This window comes from Aquihabitans sp. McL0605 (genome assembly GCF_049993875.1).
Taxonomy (GTDB): Bacteria; Actinomycetota; Acidimicrobiia; order Acidimicrobiales; family Iamiaceae; genus Aquihabitans.
This window is the reverse complement of sequence record NZ_CP188252.1, coordinates 4504700-4526392: the sequence shown is the minus strand read 5'-3', so window position 1 is coordinate 4526392 and position 21693 is coordinate 4504700. Positions and strand designations below refer to the sequence as shown.

15 protein-coding genes and 1 pseudogene are annotated in these 21693 nt (G+C 72.2%); 7 read left to right on the top strand and 9 right to left on the bottom strand.

Annotated elements, in window-relative coordinates; all coding sequences use genetic code 11:
* Nucleotides 1-77 precede the first annotated feature (77 nt).
* From ACPPVX_RS20965 to ACPPVX_RS20955, 3 genes are all read left to right on the top strand, one after another.
* Nucleotides 78-896, top strand: a complete 819-nt coding sequence (locus tag ACPPVX_RS20965) for a class I SAM-dependent methyltransferase (RefSeq protein WP_426572523.1) — start codon at nucleotides 78-80, stop codon at nucleotides 894-896.
* Nucleotides 897-1025: 129 nt separating this feature from the next.
* A complete protein-coding gene (locus ACPPVX_RS20960) occupies nucleotides 1026-1583 on the top strand; it encodes a dihydrofolate reductase family protein (protein ID WP_426572522.1) in 558 nt (185 codons plus the stop codon).
* 113 nt (nucleotides 1584-1696) lie between these two features.
* Nucleotides 1697-3352 carry an alkaline phosphatase D family protein gene (locus tag ACPPVX_RS20955; RefSeq protein WP_426572521.1) on the top strand — a complete coding sequence of 552 codons (1656 nt, stop codon included), beginning with the start codon at nucleotides 1697-1699 and terminating at the stop codon, nucleotides 3350-3352.
* Between the two features lie 18 nt (nucleotides 3353-3370).
* Here the strand turns inward: ACPPVX_RS20955 and ACPPVX_RS20950 are convergent, their stop codons facing one another.
* From ACPPVX_RS20950 to ACPPVX_RS20940, 3 genes are read right to left on the bottom strand one after another with little or no spacing between them, the layout of a single operon-like run.
* The gene (locus ACPPVX_RS20950) at nucleotides 3371-3847 is read right to left on the bottom strand and encodes a hypothetical protein (RefSeq protein WP_426572520.1); all 477 of its coding nucleotides are present in this window, start codon (nucleotides 3845-3847) and stop codon (nucleotides 3371-3373) included.
* A 13-nt stretch (nucleotides 3848-3860) separates the two neighbouring features.
* Entirely contained in the window at nucleotides 3861-4583 is a 723-nt protein-coding gene (locus ACPPVX_RS20945; RefSeq protein ID WP_426572519.1) for a zinc ribbon domain-containing protein, read from the bottom strand.
* The gene (locus tag ACPPVX_RS20940) at nucleotides 4580-6727 is read right to left on the bottom strand and encodes a transglycosylase domain-containing protein (protein WP_426572518.1); all 2148 of its coding nucleotides are present in this window, start codon (nucleotides 6725-6727) and stop codon (nucleotides 4580-4582) included. Before ACPPVX_RS20940 ends, ACPPVX_RS20945 begins: the two co-directional genes overlap by 4 nt.
* 214 nt (nucleotides 6728-6941) lie before the next feature.
* On the opposite strand from ACPPVX_RS20940, the gene ACPPVX_RS20935 reads away from it, so the two are divergent.
* A complete protein-coding gene (locus ACPPVX_RS20935) occupies nucleotides 6942-9836 on the top strand; it encodes an EAL domain-containing protein (RefSeq protein ID WP_426572517.1) in 2895 nt (964 codons plus the stop codon).
* Here ACPPVX_RS20935 and ACPPVX_RS20930 read toward each other — a convergent pair.
* The gene (locus ACPPVX_RS20930) at nucleotides 9820-11937 is read right to left on the bottom strand and encodes an alpha-galactosidase (protein WP_426572516.1); all 2118 of its coding nucleotides are present in this window, start codon (nucleotides 11935-11937) and stop codon (nucleotides 9820-9822) included. The genes ACPPVX_RS20935 and ACPPVX_RS20930 overlap by 17 nt on opposite strands.
* A gap of 110 nt (nucleotides 11938-12047) precedes the next feature.
* A pseudogene (locus tag ACPPVX_RS20925) lies at nucleotides 12048-14230 on the bottom strand (ArnT family glycosyltransferase).
* 174 nt (nucleotides 14231-14404) lie between these two features.
* Between ACPPVX_RS20925 and ACPPVX_RS20920 the strand changes: the two are divergent.
* Nucleotides 14405-16315: a DUF4214 domain-containing protein gene (locus ACPPVX_RS20920; protein ID WP_426572515.1), complete on the top strand. Its 1911-nt coding sequence runs from the start codon at nucleotides 14405-14407 to the stop codon at nucleotides 16313-16315.
* Nucleotides 16316-16413: 98 nt separating this feature from the next.
* Nucleotides 16414-17598, top strand: coding sequence for an NAD(P)/FAD-dependent oxidoreductase (locus ACPPVX_RS20915; protein ID WP_426572514.1), 1185 nt, complete (start codon nucleotides 16414-16416; stop codon nucleotides 17596-17598).
* Between the two features lie 46 nt (nucleotides 17599-17644).
* Here ACPPVX_RS20915 and ACPPVX_RS20910 read toward each other — a convergent pair whose 3' ends face one another.
* The 4 genes from ACPPVX_RS20910 to ACPPVX_RS20895 all read right to left on the bottom strand — a co-directional run bounded on the left by ACPPVX_RS20910 (nucleotide 17645) and on the right by ACPPVX_RS20895 (nucleotide 20467).
* Entirely contained in the window at nucleotides 17645-17908 is a 264-nt protein-coding gene (locus ACPPVX_RS20910; protein ID WP_426572513.1) for a YciI family protein, read from the bottom strand.
* 95 nt (nucleotides 17909-18003) lie between these two features.
* Complete coding sequence (locus ACPPVX_RS20905) at nucleotides 18004-19134, bottom strand: peptidoglycan-binding domain-containing protein (RefSeq protein ID WP_426572512.1); 1131 nt, start codon at nucleotides 19132-19134, stop codon at nucleotides 18004-18006.
* Nucleotides 19135-19371: 237 nt separating this feature from the next.
* Nucleotides 19372-19737, bottom strand: coding sequence for a cupin domain-containing protein (locus ACPPVX_RS20900; RefSeq protein WP_426572511.1), 366 nt, complete (start codon nucleotides 19735-19737; stop codon nucleotides 19372-19374).
* A 142-nt stretch (nucleotides 19738-19879) separates the two neighbouring features.
* Entirely contained in the window at nucleotides 19880-20467 is a 588-nt protein-coding gene (locus ACPPVX_RS20895) for a hypothetical protein (RefSeq protein ID WP_426572510.1), read from the bottom strand.
* A gap of 289 nt (nucleotides 20468-20756) precedes the next feature.
* On the opposite strand from ACPPVX_RS20895, the gene ACPPVX_RS20890 reads away from it, so the two are divergent.
* Nucleotides 20757-21602 carry an alpha/beta fold hydrolase gene (locus ACPPVX_RS20890; protein WP_426572509.1) on the top strand — a complete coding sequence of 282 codons (846 nt, stop codon included), beginning with the start codon at nucleotides 20757-20759 and terminating at the stop codon, nucleotides 21600-21602.
* The last annotated feature ends 91 nt before the right edge of the window (nucleotides 21603-21693 follow it).

Below are 21693 nucleotides of genomic sequence, written 5' to 3'. Positions count from 1 at the left end.
CACACGGGTGACGCCCACAGCAGCGCCGCCCGCCGACCGCAACAGCGGCGGAGCAACCGATCAAGGAGAACGGAAGCATGAACCCCAACAAGGCACTGTGGGAGAAGGGCGACTTCACCCAGATCGCGGCGAGCATGCGCCGCAGCGGCGACGAGCTCGTCGACCGCATCGGCACCGGGCCGGGCCAGCGGGTGCTCGACCTCGGCTGCGGCGACGGCACCACGGCGCTCCCCGCCGCCCGGCGCGGCGCCGACGTCCTCGGCGTCGACATCGCCGCCAACCTCGTCGAGGCCGGCAACCGCCGGGCCGTCGCCGCCGGGCTGAACAACCTGCGGTTCCAGGAGGGCGACGCCTCGCACCTCGACGACCTCGGCGACGCGCAGTTCGACCTCGTCGTGTCGATCTTCGGGGCCATGTTCGCCCCGCGGCCCTTCGACGTCGCCGAGGAGATGGTCCGCGTGACCAAGCCCGGCGGCCGCATCGTGATGGGCAACTGGATCCCCGGCGACCCCACCCTCGTCGCCCAGATCCTGAAGATCTGCTCGGCGTACGCGCCGCCCCCGCCCGAGGGCTTCGTCAGCCCGATGACGTGGGGTGTCGACGAGCACGTGGTCGAGCGCTTCACGTCGGCCGGGATCCCCGGCACGGCGATCTCCCTCGAGCGGGACACGTTCGTGTTCGAGCAGCCCACGCCGACCGCCGACTTCCTGGCCAACTTCCGCTCGTACTACGGCCCCACCATGAACGCCTACGAGGCCGCCGAAGCTGACGGCAAGGGCGAGCACCTGCACAAGGAGCTCACCGACCTGTTCGCCGAGCACAACACCGCCACGAGCGATGCGGAGACCCGCATCCCGGCCACGTACCTGCGGGTGACGGTCCAGCCACCGGCCTAGCAGGGCGCAAGACCGAGGTGCGTCCCGCCCGTGCCGACCCTCGCCACCCCGGATCGACGAGCCCGAGCCCCCCTCCAGCGTCGAGACTGGGCTGGCAGAGGGTCTGCACCGCGCACCTCCGGAGGCACCGTGGCCAAGCTCACCTACCTGGCGATCACCTCGCTCGACGGCTACATCGAAGACGCCGACGGGGGGTTCGGCTGGGCGGCACCCGACGCCGAGGTCCACGCGTTCGTCAACGACCTCGAGCGACCCGTGGGCACCCACCTCTACGGGCGGCGCATGTGGGAGACCATGGAGGTCTGGCAGACGATCGGCGAGCAGCCGGGCCTCGATGCCGTGGAGATCGACTTCGCCCAGGTGTGGCGGGCCGCCGACAAGGTCGTGTACTCCCGCACCCTCGATGCCGTGTCGACGCCCCGCACCCGCCTCGAGCGCGAGTTCGACGCCGCCGCCGTGCAGCGCCTGAAGGACGAGGCGGAGCGCGACCTCAGCATCAGCGGTCCGGGGCTGGCTGCCCCTGCCTTCCGGGCCGGGCTCGTCGACGAGGTCCACCTGTTCCTGCACCCGGTCGTCGTCGGCGGTGGCAAGCCCGGCCTGCCGCGCGGCCTCCGGATCGATCTCGACCTCGTCGACGAGCGCCGGTTCGCCTCGGGCGTCACCTACCTCCACCTCCGCACCCGCTGAAGCCCGGCGTCGCCCGCCTCGGGGTGCAGGACCGTGGCGCAGCGACACGGTTCTGCACGCGCCAGCCGTGGGTGGGCGGGTGAGCGGGCGGGGGGCCGGTAGGGTCGCCAGCCGTGACCTCGGGGGATGAGCTGCGCCAGGACCTGTCGAACCGGGTGCTGCTGCACCGCCGGAAGTTCCTGGGGCTGATGGCCGCAGGCGCCGGGGCCGCGGTGCTGGGGGCGTGCTCCAGCTCGGGCGGCTCGGAGGGGGCCAAGGCCACCACCACGACCGGCGCCCGCACCACGACGTCGCTCGGGAAGCCGATGCCGCCGCCGGAGGCGAAGGGCATCGACAGCGACCCGTTCCTGCTCGGGGTGGCATCGGGCGATCCGCTCGCGACCTCGGTCATCTTGTGGACCCGGCTCGCCACCGACCTCGTCGATCCCACCGGGCTCGGCGGCCTCGGCGACGCCGACCACGCCGTCCTGTGGGAGGTGGCCGGCGACAAGGCGTTCACCGAGCTCGTGGCCAGTGGCACCGAGCCCGCCGGGGCCGAGTTCGGCCACAGCGTCCACGTCGAGGCCGACGGCCTGCAGCCCGACACCTGGTACTGGTACCGCTTCCGGATCGGCACCTACACCAGCCCGGTCGGCAAGACCCGCACCACGCCGGCCGACGACGCCGAGGTCGACCAGCTGCGGTTCGCGTTCGCGTCGTGCCAGCTGCGCACCGCGGGCCACTGGACGTCGTACCCGCACCTCGTGGCCGACGAGCCCGACCTCGTCTTCTTCCTCGGCGACTACATCTACGAGTACCCCGGCGGCACCGGCGACCTGGAGAACCCGCTGCCGGCCGAGCCGCAGACGCTGGCCGACTACCGCGTGCTCTACGCCTACTACCAGGGCGACCAGCGCATCCAGGACGCCCACGCGGTGGCACCGTGGGTCATCACCTGGGACGACCACGAGGTGGAGAACAACTACGCCGCCGGGGTGCCCGAGAAGGCGGCCGACCAGCCCACGTTCCCGGCGCGCCACAAGGCGGCGTACCAGGCGTTCTGGGAGGCCCACCCCATGCGCATCGACCCGCCGGCGAAGGACGGCTCGCTGCTCGTCTACCGCGACTTCCAGTACGGCAAGCTGGCCCGGTTCTTCGTGCTCGACGGCCGCCAGCACCGCAGCGACCAGGCGTGCGACGACAAGATCGGCATCAACGCCGACGACTGCCCCGAGCTCGGCGACGCCGACCGCACCATGCTCGGCACCGAGCAGGAGCAGTGGCTGAGCACGGGCCTGAAGCATGGCGGCGCCACGTGGACCGTCCTGCCCCAGCAGACCGTGGTGAAGGCGCTCGTGCTCGGCTCGATCGTGCTCAACGTCGACCAGTGGGACGGCTACCCCGCCGCCCGCACCCGGCTCCTCGAGTCGATCCAGGACGCGGGCATCGAGAACGTGGTCGTGCTCACCGGCGACATCCACGCCGGCGGCGCCGCCGACCTCCGGCTGCCCGACGCCGGGGTGACCGGCGCCATCGTCGCCCACGAGTTCGTCGGGCCCGCCATCTCGTCGCCGGGGTTCGGGGCGATCGCGTCGGGCCTCGACCTCTCCGCGTTCGGCCTGGCGTACGCCAACTTCGAGGACCACGGGTACGTGCGCTGCACGGTGACCCCCGAGAGGTGGACCACCGAGTTCCTGGTCGTCGACACGATCGACGCGCCCACGTCGGCGATCAAGGTCGACGCCACCGTCGAGGTGCTCGCCGGGACCCCCGGCATGAAGCGCATCTGATCGGTTCGACCCGAGCGGTCAGGTGGGCACGTCGAGGCGGCCCTCGGTCCAGAACCGGCGGCGCTTCTCGGGATCGTCGAGCCCGAACCACCGGTAGGCCCACACGCCCACCCCGATGCCCACCAGCTCGAGCACGAGCGAGACGCCGAGGTGGGTCCACTCGGGGATCTGCTGATCGGCCCCCTCGATGCCGCCGAGCGGCCACCAGAACACGCTCGTGATCATGAACGAGCCGTCGAGCACGAGGTGCGCCATCATCCCGATCGGGATGCCCAGCAGCCGCCGCCGCAGCAGCCGACGGTTCCGCGTGGCGACGATCATGATCCCGAGCACGGCGACGGCGCCGATCACGGAGTGGAGGATGCCGGGGCCGCCCAGCAGCCCTTCCCCGACGGGCAGGATCGAGCCGATGACCACCGTGCGGTAGTCGATGCCCGGGCTCTTGAAGACCACGGCCACCAGGACGACCGACAGCACCGCGAACCAGATCAGCACCGCGCGACGCCGGTCAGGGGACGAGGATGCGGCCGCACTCTTCGCAGTGCGCCACCTCGCCGGCGGGCAGCTTGCGCATGCGGGCGGCCTCCATGGCCGACAGCGTGAGGTGGCAGCCACCGCACTGGGCGCCCACCAGGCGGGCGACGCCGATGCCGCCGCGACCGCCGCGCAGCGCCTGGTACTCGGCCAGCAGCTCGGCGGGGACGGGCTCGAGCGACGAGGCGCGCAGAGCGACCTCGGCATCGATGTCGGCGAGCACCTCGGCCTCCGACGCGGTGAGGCGCAGCTCGGCGTCGGCCAGCACGGCCCGCCGCTGCTCGACGGTGGCCTCCAGCTCGACCAGGCGGGCCTCGACCGGCTCGACCTGCTCCATGATCTCGATCTCGTTGTCCTCGAGCAGGGAGATGCGCCGGCTCAGGGCGTCGATCTCCTTCTGCAGGTCCTGCAGCTCACCGGGCGAGGTGACGGTGCCGCTGTAGAGCTTGGTGTCGTAGCCGGCCCGCTTCTCCTTCAGCAGCTCGACCTCGTCGTCGACGCGCTTCTGCTGGCGGGCGAGGTCGTCCCGGGTGACGGACTCGGCGGCGAGCGACCGCTCGGTGTCGGCCAGGGCGTTGGCCGCCCCGTCGCGCTGCTCTCGAGCCGGGAGCGACTCGTGGAGGTGGTGCAGCTGATCCAGCTTGGTGTCGTGCGCCTGCACGTCGAGCAGGGCGAGCAACGCCGGATTGTCTGTCATTCGCCAGCTCCTGTGTTCCCCCCACCGAAGCCCGGCGTGGTGGGCGGAACGGTATCGGCTGGCGCGGTGCCCGTGGTCGTGCCGCCGCCGGTGGTGCCTCCGCCGGTGGTGGTGCCCCCGCCGCGCCCCGTGCCGCGCCCCGACGACTTGGACGACCCGCCGGACCCGCCGACCTCGTTCGGGATCCTGCCGACGTTCTTGCCCTTGCGGGTGGGGTCGGGCGGGACGAACTCCTGGATGGGCTGGCCGTCGAAGAGCGACGAGTAGAAGCGACCCCAGGTGGCGGCCGGGTACCGGCCGCCGGTGGCGCCGCCCAGGCCGGCGTTGTCGAGGCTGATGCGACCGATGGGAGCTCCCATCCAGATCGCGGTGGACAGCTGGGGCGTGTAGCCGACGAACCAGACATCGCTGGACTCGTTGGTGGTGCCCGTCTTGCCGGCGGCCGGCTGGCCGTTGTCGATCTGGGCCCGGGTGCCGGTACCGCCGGTCACGTTGGCCTGGAGCACCTTGTTGACCAGGCGGGCCACCTGCGACTCGACGACGCGGACCGGCTTGAGCTGGTGCTGGTACAGGACCTTGTGGTTCCGGTCCTCGATCCGCTCGATGTAGTACGGATCGTTCTGCATGCCGTCGTTGGCGAAGGTGGCGTAGGCCGACGCCATGTCGATCGGGGTGATGTCGTAGGTGCCGAGCGGCAGGGACCGCACGTTGGCGAGCGGGCTGCGCACACCCAGCCGCTTGGCCATGCCGATGACCTTGTCGATCCCGACGAGCTGGCCCAAGCGCACGAACGCGCAGTTGGACGACTCCTGCAGCTGGTGGAGGATGGTGGAGGTGCCGCCCTTCTCGGTGGCGGGGGCGTAGTCGGGCTCGCCCTTGGTCCGGATCACGCACCGGCTGCCGCTGACCGTGTCGTCGGGGATGTAGCCGTTCTCGAACAGGGTGGCCAGCACGAACGTCTTCATCGACGAGCCGGGCTGGCGGCCGGGGAGGTGGGTGGCGAGGTTGAACTGGTAGGTGTCGAAGCCCGGGCCCCCGACCATGGCGCGCACGGCGCCTGTGGAGGGCTCGATCGACGCCATGGCCTCGGTGCCGAAGGTGGTGGACCCGTCCTTGGGGTTGGTGATGCCGAAGGTGCCGTTGCCGTTGTTGGTGGGCAGCGTCTCCATCGTGCCGTTGCGGGCCTGCTTCGCCTTCTCCTGGTAGTCGGGGTTGAGCGTGGTGAACACCCGGATGCCGCCGTCGAACACGGTGCGGTTGCGGGCCGCCGGCGTGGCGCCGAGGCCGAACGAGGGGTCGTCGAGCAGCTGCTGCTTGACCTCCTCGACGAAGTAGTCGCTCGGGGGGGTGGGCACGTTGGGCGTGGTGGGCAGCGGGACGCCCTCGAAGAACTTCACCTCGTTCGTGGTGAGCCGCTTGGTGGCCAGGAGGCGCTTGAACACCACGTGGCGGCGCTCGATGGCCAGCTTGGGGTGCTTGAACGGGTCGTAGTTGCTGGGGCTGCGGATGAGGGAGGCCAGGAGGGCGCCCTCGGCCCAGTTGAGCTGGCTGATGTCCTTGTTGAAGTAGTACTCCGACGCCGCCTGCACGCCGTAGGCGCCGCCGCCGAAGTACACGCTGTTGAGGTAGCGCTCCAGGATCTGGTCCTTGGTCATCTGCTTCTCGAGCTCGACGGCCAGGAACGCCTCGCGGATCTTGCGGCTGAGGTCCTGCTCGTTGCCCACCAGCGAGTTCTTGACCACCTGCTGGGTGATGGTGGAGCCACCCTGGCTCACGGAACCGCTCCCCAGGTTGGCGTCGACGGCCCGGCCGATGGAGCGGATGTTGACGCCCTTGTGGTGGTAGAAGTTCTCGTCCTCGGCGGCGAGCACGGACCCGATCACGGTCTGGGGCACCTTGTCCAGGCTGACCTGCACCCGGTTCTCGTTCTTGCCGTTGATCAGCACGCCCATCTGGTTGCCGGCGGTGTCGTAGATGTACGAGCGCTCGGCGAGGGGCCGCAGGTCCAGGCGCTCGTGGTTCGAGCGGTGGGCGCTGACCAGGTGGACCACCTGCGGACCGATGATGGCGCACGACGCGGTGAGGACGCCCACGAGGGCGACCATCACGACGGAGAAGCGCAGGAGACGTTTCAGGTAGACCACGGCTCGTAGAGCGTACTGGCCCTGACCTCCCGAACTCGGGCGCGCAGGGAGGGGTACGCTCACGGCCCCAGCCGATGTCAGCTCCGGAGGCCGTGCGCCATGGTCCGTGCCCAGCGATCGCCCGTCGGCGCCATCGCCCACCAGGTCACGAGCCACGCCCGGCACGTCAGGGCGCCGGGGTCGGGCCGGCGGTAGCGCACGAGATGCGGGGGGAATGATGGAGCGGGAGGCCCAGGCCGAGGTGGCGGCACCTGAGCGCCAGCCGTTGCACGCCACCGACCGGCGCCTCGACACGGCGTTCGCGGCCCTGAGGCAGGCATCGACCGACGCGTTCTTCCACTGCCTGCAGCGCGAGGCCGGCTCCAACGAGATGCCGCCGATGCTGCGCGAGCAGCTGCCCGCGGCGCGCTGGATCCCGACCGAGATCCACCCCCTCACCTACATCGACCCCACCGACCACCTGGCCGTCCACAAGGCCTGGCTCCAGGCGTGCCACGGCCCCGACCGGGTCGGCCAGGCCACGGTCCGCACCATCCAGCCGCTGACGAGCGACGACGGCGCCGTCGTCGGGCCCACCGGCCTCTACGAGGCGGCGCTCGTCGACCTCATCGGCACCGACGGCTTCGACACCGTGGTGGTCACGCTCACCCCGATCGACGCCGACGACCGGCAGCTGGGGGTGGTCACGCCACCACCGCGGGGCGCGTCGAGCTTCCGGTTCCGGTTCGACCTGCACGGGACCATCACGGGCGGCACGATCAGCGTCGCCTCCCTGCTCGGCCGCTCGCTCCCCGACCTGACCGGCACGCCGGTGGCGCCGCTGATCCACCCTGACGACCTCGAGACGGCCTCGGGCACCTGGGACGACGTGCTGGCCAAGCCCGACCAGTCGCAGACCGTGCGCATCCGGCTCCAGCACGCCGACGGCAGCTGGCGCTGGTTCCACCTCACGGCCTGGAACGCGCTCGACGACCCCGACACCCCCGGCGTGGTCTCGGAGTTCCACGACATCCATGCGCTGGTCGAGGCCGAGCAGGCCCTGCACGCCAGCGAGCTCGGGTTCCGCACGTTGGCCGAGTCGCTGCCCGTCGGCGTGTCGGTTCTCGACCAGGACGGCCGCATCCTCTTCGCCAACCACCGCCTGGTCACGATCCTCGCCGACGCCGGCCTCATCGAGACCGACCCTCCCCCGCCCGTCCCCGACCCCGGTGGGCCGGGGTTCGTCAGCAACTGGACCGAGCTGGTGGTGCCCAGCTTCGCCAGCGAGGTGGCCGATCTGCTGCGCGCCGGCGACCCCTCCGCCGACGCACCGGCGTCCCGCCAGATCGACGTCACCGGGCCCGATGGCCAGTCGATCCACCTGCTCGTCCAGGCCGTCACCATCTGGAACCACGAGGGCCGCAGCGTCATCGTCAGCGTCCAGGACGTGTCCGAGGAGGTCCGGGTCAGCCGCTCGCACGCCCGCCTCGTCCAGGTGGTCGACGAGGTCGACGACGTGGTCATCCTGTGCCGGATCGACGACACCATCGCCTACCTCAACCAGGCCGCCCGCCGCTTCCTCGGCGAGGAGGCCGTCGGCCGCCCGATGAAGGCGTTCATGCCGCCGCAGGTGCGCGCCATCACCGAGCAGGCCATCGAGCCCCGCCTCCTCGATGCGCTCGGGTGGCGCGGCGACCTCGACATCATCGACCTCGAGGGCGCCAAGCACACGATGGCCACCACCGTCAGCCCGGTCGTCGACCCGAGCCGCGAGGAGCTCCACGTCGGAATCACCATGCGCGACGTCACCGCCGAGCGGGCCCACGAGCGGGTGCTCGCCCGCCAGGCCCGCCACGACACGCTCACCGGGCTCCCCAACCGGTTCGCGCTGATGGAGCTGCTCGACGCCCAGCACCGCCACGGCGATCCCGACGACGACGTCGCCGTGTTCTTCGTCGACCTCGACAACCTCAAGATCGTCAACGACGGCCTGGGCCACAGCGCCGGCGACCGGCTGCTCGTCGCCGTGGCCGACGAGCTGGCCAAGGCCGCGCTCGGCGACACCGTCGCCCGGTTCGGCGGCGACGAGTTCGTGGTGGCGCTCGAGGGCGTCGGCCCCGACACCGCCCTCGCCCAGGCCCAGCGGTTCCTCGACGCTGTGCAGCGCGCCGAGGTGGCCGGTGTGTCCAACGACGTGTCGGCGAGCATCGGCGTCGCCACGGCCAAGCGCAGCGACGCCGATCCCGAGGGCCTCATCCGCGACGCCGACGCGGCCATGTACGCCGCCAAGCGGGCCGGCCGAGCCCGGTGCGCGCTGTTCGACGACCAGCTGCGCGACCGGGTCCGGCGGCGGTTCCGGCTCGAGTCCGCCCTGCGCACCACGCTCGAGCTCGACGAGCTGGCCGTCCACTTCCAGCCCATCGTGTCGCTCGACGACGGTGCCGTCACCGGGCTGGAGGCCCTGTGCCGGTGGAACGACGTGTCGCCGAGCGAGTTCATCCCCATCGCCGAGGAGTCGGGGCTGATCCTCGCCCTCGGGTCCGAGGTGCTGGTCAAGTCGCTCGAGGGCGCGGCGTTCATCCGCGCCGCCCACCCGCACCTCCACGACCTGCGCATCGGGATCAACGTGTCGGCCCGGGAGCTCGACCAGCCGCACTACGCGGCGCGCACGCTCGAGATCATCGAGGCCAGCGGCGTGCCCAACGAGTCCGTCGTGCTCGAGCTCACCGAGTCGGTCCTCATCGACCCGCGCGACGAGATCGACGTCGTGCTCCGCACGCTCCGCGACGCCGGCGTCGGCCTCGCCCTCGACGACTTCGGCAGCGGCTACTCGTCGCTCACCTACTTGCGCCGGTACCCGATCGACGTGCTGAAGCTCGACATCTCCTACACGCAGGCGATGGTCCACGACGCCGAGACGCGGGTGATCGTCGAGGCGCTGGTCTCGATGGCCAACCGGCTCGGGCTGCGGGTGGTGGCCGAGGGCGTGGAGACCCAGGAGCACCTCGACCTGGTGTCGGCCCTCGACATCACCTGGGCCCAGGGCTACCTGGTGGGCCGCCCCGCCAGCCGCGACGACCTGCTCGCCGGCGGCCTCGGGCCCGTGCCCCAGATCAAGCCTCGGGGCTGATCACCCACACCCGCGCGCTGGGGGCGGCATCGGCCGGCCACGGCACCCCGGTGGCCGCCAGCTCCGAGCCCAGCCGCTGGAACACCGAGCCGGCCTCGGCGGATCCGGGGGTGGCGTCCTCGACCAGGTAGCGGCGGTCCCCCACCAGGCCCGGGACGGCGATGCCCTGCTGGCCGTCCGGGGTGCCGGCACCGTCATCCTCGAGCCGGTAGGCGAACACGACCGCGCACGGGACCTCGGGATCGGAGGCGTCAACGGGCGCCGGGTCCAGGTAGGCCAGCGCGGCGCGGGGACCGTCGACGGGCGAGACGAGGCGGTGCAGGTCGCCGAACTGGACGAGTGGGCGGATGCGCTTGGAGGAGGCCGCGGCGGCCGTGGCCACCTCGAGCTCGTCGTCCGTCATGGCGCGGGGATCGATGTCGAAGCCGAACCGGGCGCTCATGGCCACGGCGCAGCCGAACGCAACGGGCTTCTCGCCCCAACGGGTGACGTGGGCGCCGAGCACCATCGAGGGCAGCAGGTGCGACGCACCCCACTGGATCCGCACCCGGTCGACGGGGTCGGTGTTGTCGGAGGTCCAGATCTCGTGGAACCAGCGCAGGGTGCCCAGGTCGGAGCGGCCGCCGCCGGACGCGCACGCCATGAGCTCCACCTCGGGGTGACGGCGGGCCACCTCGGCCATCACCTCCTGCGTGGCGCGGACCCGGTCCATCGGCAGGTGCGCCTGGCGGTCGGCGGCGAGGGCCGTCGACCCGGCCTCGAACACGTCGCGGTTGGCGTCCCACTTGAGGTAGCTGATGCCGGGGTGCATCGCGAGGGCTCGGTCGATCACCTCGATGACGAACGCCTGCACGTCGGTCCGGCACAGGTCGAGGATCAGCTGCTGGCGCTCCTCGCGCCGCTCGCGGCCGGGCTCGGCGATCACCCAATCGGGGTGGTCGCGGTACAGCTCGGACAGGGGGTTGACCATCTCGGGCTCCACCCACAGCCCGAACCGCAGACCGGCGGCGAGCGCGTGGTCGATGACCCCGCTCAGCCCGTCGGGGAACTTCTGGGCGTCGACCATCCAGTCGCCGAGGCCCTGGAGGTCGTTGTCGCGCGGGTGGGTGCTCCCGAACCAGCCGTCGTCCATGAGGAACAGCTCGGCGCCCACGCGCTGGGCGCCGTCGATGACCGCGTTGACCGGCTCGGTGGCGAGGTCGAAGAACATGGTCTCCCAGTTGTTGAAGACCACGGCTCGGGGCCGGTCACCGTCGCGGACGACGTGCTTCCGCACCCACGGGTGGAGGGCCCGGGTGATGGGCCCGATGCCCTGGTCGGACCAGGCCAGCACGGCGGGCGGCGTGACGTGGCGCTCGCCCGGATCGAGGGTGCGCTCGGCCCCGCGGTGCTGCGCGCCGGCGATGAGGCGGCAGGCGCGGTGCATGCCCATCTCGGCGTCGAACCGGGTGTCGCCGCCCCACGCCACGGTTGCGGCCAGCACCGAGCCCTCGGTCTCGGTGGCCCGGCCCTCGCCGGCGAACAGCACGATGGGCTCGCGGTGCAGCGACGAGCGGACGCCGCCGGCCGACGCCACCGTCTTGGTGCCGGGCGTGATCCGCTCGGTGGTCTCGGTCCACTCGTGGGCCCAGCCGCCGCCCCAGTGGGTGAGGTGCGGATCGGTGCCGGGCAGCGCCGGCGAAGCCGACGCGGCCTGGTGCAGCGTGATGGGCGCGTCAGCCCCGTTGACCACCTCGACCCACTGCTCGATCAGGTCGTGGCGGGGCCAGGTGCGGAAGCACAGGGTGACCGTGAGCGGGGCGACGCGATCGATGAGCTCGATCCGGTGCACCTGCCCGTGGCCGTGCGGCTCCTGCGCGGCCGCGTGGAACACCAGCCGGGTGCCCACCGCGCCGTCGGCGTGGGTGACCCGCAGCGCCGGCTCGCGCAGGATCTCCTCCCCGAACGTGGGGTACGCCAGCGGGTAGATCACCGTGGGCAGCGCCGGCTCCGCCATCGTGGCCGGGTGGCCGAGCGCCATCTGGTGCAGCCGACCGTCGTCGCCCACCTCCAGCACCAGCGCGGTGCCACCCCCGTCGATCGTGAACCGTTCCCCTGGCATGCAGGCCAAGCTACGTGACCTCCTCCCACCCCCTGCCACGACGAACGTCGCACCAGCCGGGGCCGGATCTCGGCCCCAGCGGCACGACGTACGCCACGGTTCGCCGGGGGTCAGCTGGAGGTGGAGGCGGTGAGGTCGTAGACGGTCACGCCGCCCACGGTCTTCGCGGTGAAGTTCGAGGTGACCCACGAGGTGATCTGGCTCGACGTGCCCGACGAGCCCATCCCCATGCCGCCACCCATCCCGCCGCCACCCGAGATGAAGTAGTGGATCTGGCCGTTCGCCACGTACCGCTGGAACTGGGCGAGCGTGGGGCTCGGGTCGGAGCCGTTGAAGCCGCCGATCGCCATGACCGGCTCGTCGGCAGCGAGCTGGAACCCGGAGGCCGAGTTGGAGCCGATGGCGGCCGCGACCCAGGTGTAGTCACCGGCGTCCTGCTGGAGGAGGGCGGTCACCTCGTCGTTGGAGACGCTGCCGTTCAGGAGGCCTCCCGCGCTGGCCGCGCCGCCGTCGCCCGTGGTGGTGCCGGTGCCGCCGGGAGCCGCCTGGGTCGCGGTGCCCGTCCCGTTGCCGGCGGTGCCGCCGCCCGGGAGCCCGCCACCAGGGAACCCACCAGCGGGGAACCCACCGCCGAAGCTCCCCGGTCGACCCATGCCGCCGGGACCGCCCGGACCGCCGAAGCCCCCGCTGGTGCCGGGGCCGGCTGTCGGGAGCGAGCCCGAGTGGGTGGTCGACGCCGTCTGGACGCTGTAGGCCGCCGGGCCGCCGGGCCGGCGAGGCTCACGACGATGGCGCCGACGGCGATGGCCGTGCCGATGCGGCCGGTCAGCCGGGGGGCGAGGGCGATGAGGGCGGCGAGCCCGAGGCCGCTGAGGAGGATGGCCGACTGGAGCGTCGGCATCCAGTTCGGGGTGCGCTGCATCAGCGTCCACGCCCACCAGGTGGTGCCGGCGAGGGTGCCGGCCATGGCGAGGCGGGCCCACAGGACCGTGCGCTGCTTCCAGAGGTCGACGGCACCCATGCCCACCAGGGCGCCGATGGCCGGGGCGAGCGCCACCGCGTAGTACGGGTGGATGATCCCCTTGCCGAAGCTGAAGGCGGCGGCCGTGACCACCAGCCACCCGCCCCACACCAGGTAGGCGGCCCGGGACCGGTCGGTGCGCCCGGCCCGGCCCCGCATCGCCAGCCCGGCGATCAGCAGGACGACGGCGGCGGGCAGCAGCCACGACGCCTGGGCGCCGAACTCGTTGTCGAGCATGCGGTGCCACCCGGTGGCACCCCACATCCCGGTGGTGCCGTTGCCCCCGGCACCGCCGCCGACGCTGCCGGTCTCGTTGCCCGTCAGGCGGCCGAGGCCGTTGTACCCGAGGACCAGCTCCATGATGCTGTTGGTCTGCGAGCCACCGATGAAGGGGCGGGACGACGCCGGCCACAGCTCCACGATGGCGATCCACCAGCCGGCCGACGCCACCAGGGCGATGAAGGCGCAGGTCGACTGCACGAACCGCCGCCGGAAGGTGGTGGGTGCGCACACCAGGTACACCAGGGCGAACGCCGGGGCGACGAGCAGCGCCTGGAGCATCTTGGTGAGGAACCCGAAGCCCACCAGCGACCAGGCGAGCAGCAGCCACCTCGTGCTGGCCACCTCGACCGCCCGCAGCAGGGCGTAGGCGGCCCCGACGAGCAGCAGCACCAGGAACGCATCGGGGTTGTTGAACCGGAACATCAAGGTGGCCACCGGCGTGAGCGCCAGCACCGCACCGGCGATGAGGCCGGCGGCGGCGCCGTACCAGCGCTTCACCGCGGCGTAGAGCAGGCCGACCGACGCCACGCCGGCGAGGGCCTGCGGCACGAGGATGCTCCAGGCGTTGACACCGAAGATGCGCGCCGCGATCCCCATCGTCCAGAGGGCGACGGGGGGCTTGTCGACGGTGATCGAGTTGGCCGAGTCGGACGACCCGAAGAAGAACGCCTTCCAGCTGTGCGTGCCGGCTTGGACGGCGGCCGAGTAGAAGCTGTTCGCCCACCCCGAGGCGCCGAGGCCCCACAGGTAGAGCACGGCAGTGGCGCCGAGGAGCACCAGGAACGCCGGGCGGGCCCACGACGGGTCGCCCTCGGGGCCGTGCCACAGGCGCTGCACCCGGCCCCGGTCCCCTGGCGCGCCGACGCCGGGCGGGGCGTCGCCGGCAGCAGGCCGGTCGCCGGCAGCACCGGCAGACGGGGTGGCACCGATCGGCGGCAGCTGATCGGTCCGGGCGCTCTGGGGATCCATGGTCGTGGCCATGGACGACATCGTGCGGGCGGCGTCTGGGAGGTTCCTGGGAACGGTCGTGGAACTCTCGCCGTTCACGGGTCGCCGCTTGCCGGTCCTGGTCTCGAACCGTTCGCTCGGCGTTCACCTCACGCCCCGATCCGTGCCCGCGGGGCGGCCTAGGGTGGCGCCCGTCTGGTGCAGGGGGAGATCCACATGACACGAGCAACACCCGTCACGTCCCGCGTCCTCGCGGCCGTCCTCGTCGCCGCCGCGGCCTTCGCGGGGCTGGCGGCGATCCCCGCACAGCGGGCCGACGCGGCCGGCGTCACCACGCACGCGTGGATGGCCGCCGAGGCCATCGACCAGGTGACGAGCCCGCAGCTCAAGGCCCTGCTCAACGGCAACGCCGCCTACGTGCGCGCCGGCGCCCACTTCCCCGACTCGGGCTACGCGCTGACCAACAAGTACGGCGAGGAGGCGCACTGGCAGCGGTTCCACGACGCCTACCTCGCCCAGATCCTCACCCACACCGAGTGCACCGACCTGGCGGCCGTCCACGGCCCGTGCGCGCCGGAGATCGCCTTCCTCATGGGCATGTCGGCCCACGGCATCGGCGACCAGGTGTGGGACTGGCTGTTCGAGCCCTACGTCGCCGACCTGGGCGAGTACTACACGCCCAGCGACCTGGCCGGCTACGCCAACGAGGGCGGCGCCGAGACGCAGATGGACCTCGCCGCCATCGCCGACCACGGCCAGCCCACCACGGCGCCGGTCGCCTTCCCGTCGCACCCCGACATCCTCGCCGCCTTCGCCTCGATCGGGTTCACCGCCGTCGACGACTCGCAGCTCAACCTCGGGCAGATCGCGATGAGCGTCGTCCACCAGGTCGAGGCCGGCTGGGCCCCGACCCACATCGACGCCCTCCACCAGGCCATGCCGTGGACCTCCCACAACCTGGTCACCGCGCCCGGCGGCGTGGACTTCGCCGCCACGGCCATCGCCGGCGTCTGGAACGCCCTGTGGGGCAAGCTCAACGGCTCCCAGCCCAAGACCTCCGTGTCGATCACGTACCCCGCCGACGGCGACCGCCGCGTGCCGGCCGGCGGCTGGGTGCGCAACCACCAGCCCGGCTCGGCCCGCGGCCGCGGCGGCGCCCGGAACCGCATCGCCGCCGTCCTCACCTACTCGCGGCCCTACACCGGCAGCGCCGGCACCGTGAGCGACGCCCTCCCGGCCGGCTCGATGACCTTGAACGAGCGCGACTCGGGCGACCCGGTGGCGATCGAGGCCGACTGGCCGCGCAGCGTGCCGTACGGCTCCGACGCCGGCGAGCACATGATCGACATCCAGCCCGCCGCCGACCTGGAGCCGTGCACCTGGTACCGCGCCGGCGTCACCTCCAACGTGCACGATGCGCGCAACGAGCCGGTGGTCCCCACGACCTGGGACTTCCGCACCGGCACCGATGCCGCCGGCGACCGCTGCGCCGACGACCCGTACAACGCCAACGAGAAGTTCGCCCGGAAGGTCACCGCCGACCTGCTCGACCGCACCAGCACCGACCCCGAGCTCCAGGACGTGAACTCCACGATCGAGCGCGGGCGCAGCCGCAAGGCGTACACCGCCACCGTGCTCGCCTCGGCTGAGGAGCGGGCCAAGCTCGTCGACGACAGCTTCCAGCACTACCTCGGCCGGTCGACCGACCCGACGGGGCTCACGTACTGGTCGAACCAGCTCAAGAAGATCTCGCTGCCCGAGCTCCAGTCCCGCCTGGCCGGCTCCGACGAGGTGTACCGCCGCGCCGGCTCCACCAACCGCGGCTACGTCCAGGCGCTGTACCAGCTCGTGCACGGTCGAGCGACCGATCCGAGCGGCGAGGACTACTGGACCGCCCGCCTCGATCACGGCATGTCCCGCGGCGTGCTGGCACGCACCCTGCTCACCAGCCACGAGTCGGCGCAGCGCACCGTCGTGCAGTCCTACGACGACCTCCTCGGCCGCACCCCCGACCCCAGCGGCAAGGCCTACTGGACCGGCGTGCTCGAGCAGCGCGGCGATCCCCGCTCGCTGTGGCAGTCGATCATCTTGAGCCCCGAGTACGACCGGCAGGCCCAGGGCGCCTGAGCCCCGCCGCCGATGGCGCGCCGGCCCCCTCCCGCGTGGGATCCTCGACATCCCGCCGGCACCTCGTGCCACCCATCGTCCCCCAGGGAGTGGCGCACGTGCCCGAGACGCCGAGCCCAGCACCGGTCCAGCCCGCCGCCCAGCCCCGCCACGGGGCCCGTCCTCGGGTGATCGTCGCCGGCCTGGGTGACACCGGGCTGCTGGTGGCCACCCGGCTCGCCCGGACCTGCGACGTCGTCGGCATCTCCACCCGGCCCGCCCTCGTGAGCGGCCAGGAGCTGGGCAACCGGCTCACCGACCCCGACCGCTGGCGGCGCAGCTACCTCGTCCCGTTCCACCGGTTCCGCGGCCTCGACCGGATCCGCACCGTCCACGGCCGGATCAGCTCGGTCGACCTGACCCGCCGCGAGGTGCACGTCGAGGGCGTCGACGGCGACACCGCGGTGGAGACCTACGACCTGCTGGTGATCGCCACCGGCGCGTCGAACGGCTTCTGGCGCCACGACCGGATCGAGGACCTCCAGGCGATCGACGACGACCTCGCCGCCGTGTCGACCCAGCTCGAGGCGGCCACGAGCGTCGCCGTGGTCGGAGGGGGCGCGACGGGCGTGAGCGTGGCCGACAACCTGGCCCGACGCGGGGGCGCCCAGGTGCACCTGTTCCACAGCGGCGACGAGCCGCTGCCCGGCTACCACCCCAAGGTCCGCCGCTGGATCGTCCGCGAGCTCCAGGGCAACGGCGTCGAGTTGCACCCCGGCCACCGCGCCGAGCTCCCCGACGGGTTCACCGGTGATCGCCTCACCACCGGGCCGGTCTCGTGGTCCAGCGGTCAGGAGCCGTTCGAGGCCGACATCACCCTGTGGGCCGTGGGCGGCATGCGGCCCCACAGCCGGTTCCTGCCCCGCGAGCTGCTCGACGACGACGGCTTCGTCCGCGTCGACGAGCACCTGCGGGTCCCCGGCCACCCAAACGTGTTCGCGGTGGGCGACGTGGCGGCCAGCGATCCGTTCCGCAGCTCGGCGCGCAACTGGGGCTGGCAGGTGGTGGTGGCCAACGTCAAGGCCCGCACCGGCGGCCGCGACCGGAAGCTGAAGCGGTACCAGGCGCCCGAGCACCGGTGGGGCTCGATCCTCGGGCTCCAGGACGACGGGCTGGTCGTCTTCCAGCCTGACGGCAAGCGCGTCCGCATCCCGCGCTGGATCGCCGAGCCGCTGCTGTTCCGGCTCTTCACCACCCGCTACCTCTACGGCGGCCTCCGTCCCCACCGGCCCGGCCACCGCTGATCGAGCCCTCTGCGGAGGGCGTGCCGCTCCCCGGGAGGGTGGCGGCTCAGGTGAGGAGCTCGTCGCCCCACGGTCGGATGGCGTACGAGGCGACGAGGCCCTCGAGGATGAACGGGTCCTGCGCGGCAAAGCGCTCAGCCGCCTCCTGGGACCGGAAGACCGCCATGTTCCCGCCATCGAGGAACGGGCCGATGCCGACTACGTCGCCCCGCTCGATGAACACGTCGACGATGACCTTGTGGCGGGGGTAGACGGCCATGATCTCGTCCATCGACGCGCCCGACGACGTGCCGATCACGACGTACTTCACCCCTGGTGCTCCACGGCCGGCAGCGTACGCGCCCGCCCGACCCTGGCCCCCCGGAGCGTCGCGCGCCGTGGCACCGAGGTTCGGGCCGAACCGGGCTACGGCGTCGCGGTGGTCGTCGTCGCCGGACCGTTCGTGGTGGAGGTGACCGGCACCGTGGTGGTGGTCGTCTCGGGTGCCGTGGCCTTGGCCAGGGCAGCCTCGAAGGCGGCCAACGTGGCCGCGTCGACGGCCCCGGTGGCGGGGACCCCGAGTGCGGTCTGGAACGTCTTGAGCGCCTCGGTGAGCGCAGGGGTCCAGGTGCCGTCGACCGGCCCGTCCCAGTAGCCGGCGAGCTTCAGCGTCTGCTGCAGCTGGACGACGGACACGGTGGCCGCCTTGGCGACTGCGCCCCCCTTGGCACCGAGCTTGGCCCCGAGCGCCGCCTCGGTCGCCTGGTCGACGAAGCCGGTCACGGGTAGGCCCGCCTCTTGCTGGAGGGCCTTGACCGCGGCCACGGTCTCGGGACCATAGATCCCGTCGGCCCTGCCCGTGAAGAGCCCCGCACTGGTGAGCGCCTGTTGGAGGCCGACGGTGTAGTCGTGGACAGCGGCGTCGGCCTGCACCTGCTGCTCGTCGGTCAGGCAGCCGGCGTCGGAGAGCAGCCGCAGCCACGACATCTCGAGGGCCACGGCCGCGGCGTTGAACTCGGCCGAGGCCTGGGCCAGCGGTGTGGCATCGGTGATGCCCTTCTGGGCCGTCGTCAGATCGGTCTCCGCCTGCTTCACACGGTCAACCGTCGCAGCCGGAGCGAGGGGCTCGATCGGTGCGGTGGTGGTCGAGGCCGCGACCGTGGTCGACGAGCCCGCCGCCTTCGCCTCCTCGGCGGCCAGATCCGCCTTCGCATCCGCCAGCTTGTGCTCGGCGTCGTGCCGCGCCTGGTTGGCCTCGACCGCGGCGTGGCCGGACGAGATGGCCTGTTCGGAGGGGTCGGCCAGGTCGCTCCCGCCGTCGCGCACGTCGCCGACGGTCGGGGCCGTCTGGCGCAGCACGTTGCCGTAGCGGTCGAGCGCGGTGATGTACGTCTGGGCATCGCCGCAGAACACCTTGCTCTTCGCCTCGAGGTCCGCGTTGGCCTCGGTCACCGCCTTCTCGGCGCTCGTCACCCGGGCCTGTGCCGTCTTGGCGCCGTCCGGACCGCTGCTGCCGCAGGCAGCCAAGAGGCCGGCCAGCCCGATGACGGCGGCCACCACCGTCGTCCTGCGCCTGGTCTGACCACGATCGATCCCGCGTACCTTCATGGTGTTCCCGCTTCCCCATCTGGCATCCGGCGCTGTGGCCACGCCACCGCGCTGGGTGAGCATGGCACACGATCACCAGTGTCGGACGGAGATCCGCACCGGACCGGCCACCGCTGATCGAGCCCGGTCAGGCCGGTCCGGCCGCTCGCACCCCGAATGGAGGCGCCAGCGGCCCGGAGGCGCCGATCAGGTGGAGGCGGCGTACTTCTCGGCCGTGGAGCTGTCGAACTCGTAGGCCACGAGCGGCTCGCTGCTCGTGACCCAGGCGTCGTGCCCGGCCTCGATCACGTAGGCCTCGCCGGGGCCGACGTCGCCCTCGGTCCCGTCGTCGTGCACGACGTGCATCGAGCCCGACGAGATGACGCCGACGTGGTGGGCCTGGCAGCTGTCGCCGCCCACCACCGGCTTGATGCACTCTGACCACCGCCAGCCCGGCTGCGCGGTCAACCGCGCCGCCTTGACGCCGCCGAGGTCGACGACGTCGAGCTTGGTCTTCTGGGGCGTCCGGCTCTCGTCGGGCGCGTCGAAGCTGCGTACCGATAGTCCTGCCATGGGATTCGTCTCCCCTTGCTCAGGCACCGATCACAGGGCCCCGCGCCGGCGCTCTGGCTGACGACGCTACGCCCGCGATCGACCGGTGTCACCAGCTGCGTGCCCGTTGCCGTGCCGCAGGTCGTGCGTGTGGCGTCTGGCGTCAGTCGAAGTGGGGGTCGGGGAGGTCGATGAAGGTCGGCTCTCCCGCCATCATCTCCTGGTAGCGGTTGTCCATCTCCTCGTCGTTGCCGCTCTCGCCGGCGCGGGCTGCCTCCTCGGAACGGAAGTACACGAGCTGCGTGAACTCGCCGTCGAGGCCGTGCCAGCCGAACCAGCCGCCGAGGATGTCGGGGCGGCGCTGGGCCAGCTCGCCCTGCATCGACTGGAGCATCGTGCGGGCCTGCTGCTGGTCCTTGACCCGGCCCTGGATCACCTGGACGAACCCGGCGTCGTCGGAACCGCCGGCCATGAGGGTGTCGACCTCGCTGCAGTCGGAGAACGCGGGATCCGCGAGCAGCGGTTCCATCCCGGCCCACCACTCCCCTTGCTCGGGGCGCTCGCTGTTCGTCTTGGCGTCGACGTCGCTCTCGAAGCGGGCGGCGATGATCGCGGTCCCGTCGGGGGCGATCCCCCAGGTGCAGCCCAGGTACCCGACCGCACCGGGCTTGAGCTCCTGCGGCCAGCGGTCGGCCTGGACCCGGAACCGGTCCTCGTCGGTGACCCGTCCCTTGATGATCTGGATGAACATGGTCTTCTCCTCGTCGTGTCAGTGGCCGCCGTCGTTCGCACCTCCGTGGCGATGAGGGACACGAGATCGCGGTGGCGCCGTCGAGCTCGCAGCCTCCGAGGGCCGGTTCTCGTCGGGCGAGCCGAGGCTCCGGCCCGATCGTCCTGCCAGGTGATGCTCCCCTCTCTTCGAGCTCCGGTGAACGGGCGCGGAGGGCACTGGTTCGACCCTACGCCTGTCCCTCCCGGCTGTCACCGGACGCGGCCGACCGTCCCCGGCGCGGGTGGCCGATCCCTGCGAGGCTGCGCCGGTGCCGCACCTGACCGCCGCCGACGGAGCCGAGATCGCCTACGCCGTGGCCGGGTCGGGGCCGGCCGTGTTCCTCCTTCCCGGGATGGCCTCGCCCGGGGCCACCCTCGGGCGCGTGCTCACGACGCCGCTGGTGGCGGCCGGGCACACGGTGATCACCATCGACCCCCGCGACACCGGGGCATCGACTCGGTACGACGGCACCAGGATCGACCTGGTCGCGGTCCTCGATGGCGACTTCGCCACGGTGCCCTACACGTATGCCGACATGGCGGGCGATGCCCTCGCCGTGCTCGATGCGGTGGGCATCGCCTCGGCCACCTGGGTCGGCTACTCGATGGGTGGCTCGGTCCTTGCCGCCATCCAGGCCCGGGCGCCCGAACGGGTCGACGCGCTGGTGTACTTCGCCTCGGGCCCGGGGTTCGGTCGGGCCGCCACGCCAGAGGATCTGGCGCACGTGCTGCGTGCTCCCCCCGCCGACCGGAACGAGGCGGTGGCGTGGAGCATCGACTTCGCCGAGTACACGTGGGGACGGCACTTCGATCCTGAGCGCGACACCCCGACAGCCGAGCTGTTCGTCGACGAGATGGGGTTCTGGGGCGTGCCGATGGGCCACATCTCCGCCGGGCTCGTCGGCAACCCCGGCGTGACCACCATCACCCCCGACGAGCGCCGCACCACCGTGGTGTTCGCCGACGAGGACCCCGGGGCTTCGGGCTGGCGGGCGTTCGCGGCGACGATGCCGGATGCGACCGTGGTCGAGCTCGGTGCCTGGGGCCACTGGTTCCCCGATCGCGGTCCCTGGCCCAAGGTGATCGCCGCGATCATCGACGCCGCCCCGACCTGACCCGCCACGACCGAGCGGAGGCAGACCGACCGCGATCGAGGGCTCGTCGTCGCCCTCCGGGCGTACCGTTGACGGTGACGTCGGGCCTCAC

What these genes read in the sequence shown, in the direction of transcription:
- ACPPVX_RS20895 (WP_426572510.1), bottom strand. Translation starts at nt 20,467, where the DNA reads ATGTTCATCCAGATCATCAAGGGACGGGTCACCGACGAGGACCGGTTC.
- ACPPVX_RS20945 (WP_426572519.1), bottom strand. Translation starts at nt 4,583, where the DNA reads ATGACAGACAATCCGGCGTTGCTCGCCCTGCTCGACGTGCAGGCGCAC.
- ACPPVX_RS20965 (WP_426572523.1), top strand. Translation starts at nt 78, where the DNA reads ATGAACCCCAACAAGGCACTGTGGGAGAAGGGCGACTTCACCCAGATC.
- ACPPVX_RS20935 (WP_426572517.1), top strand. Translation starts at nt 6,942, where the DNA reads ATGATGGAGCGGGAGGCCCAGGCCGAGGTGGCGGCACCTGAGCGCCAG.
- ACPPVX_RS20920 (WP_426572515.1), top strand. Translation starts at nt 14,405, where the DNA reads ATGACACGAGCAACACCCGTCACGTCCCGCGTCCTCGCGGCCGTCCTC.
- ACPPVX_RS20900 (WP_426572511.1), bottom strand. Translation starts at nt 19,737, where the DNA reads ATGGCAGGACTATCGGTACGCAGCTTCGACGCGCCCGACGAGAGCCGG.
- ACPPVX_RS20930 (WP_426572516.1), bottom strand. Translation starts at nt 11,937, where the DNA reads ATGCCAGGGGAACGGTTCACGATCGACGGGGGTGGCACCGCGCTGGTG.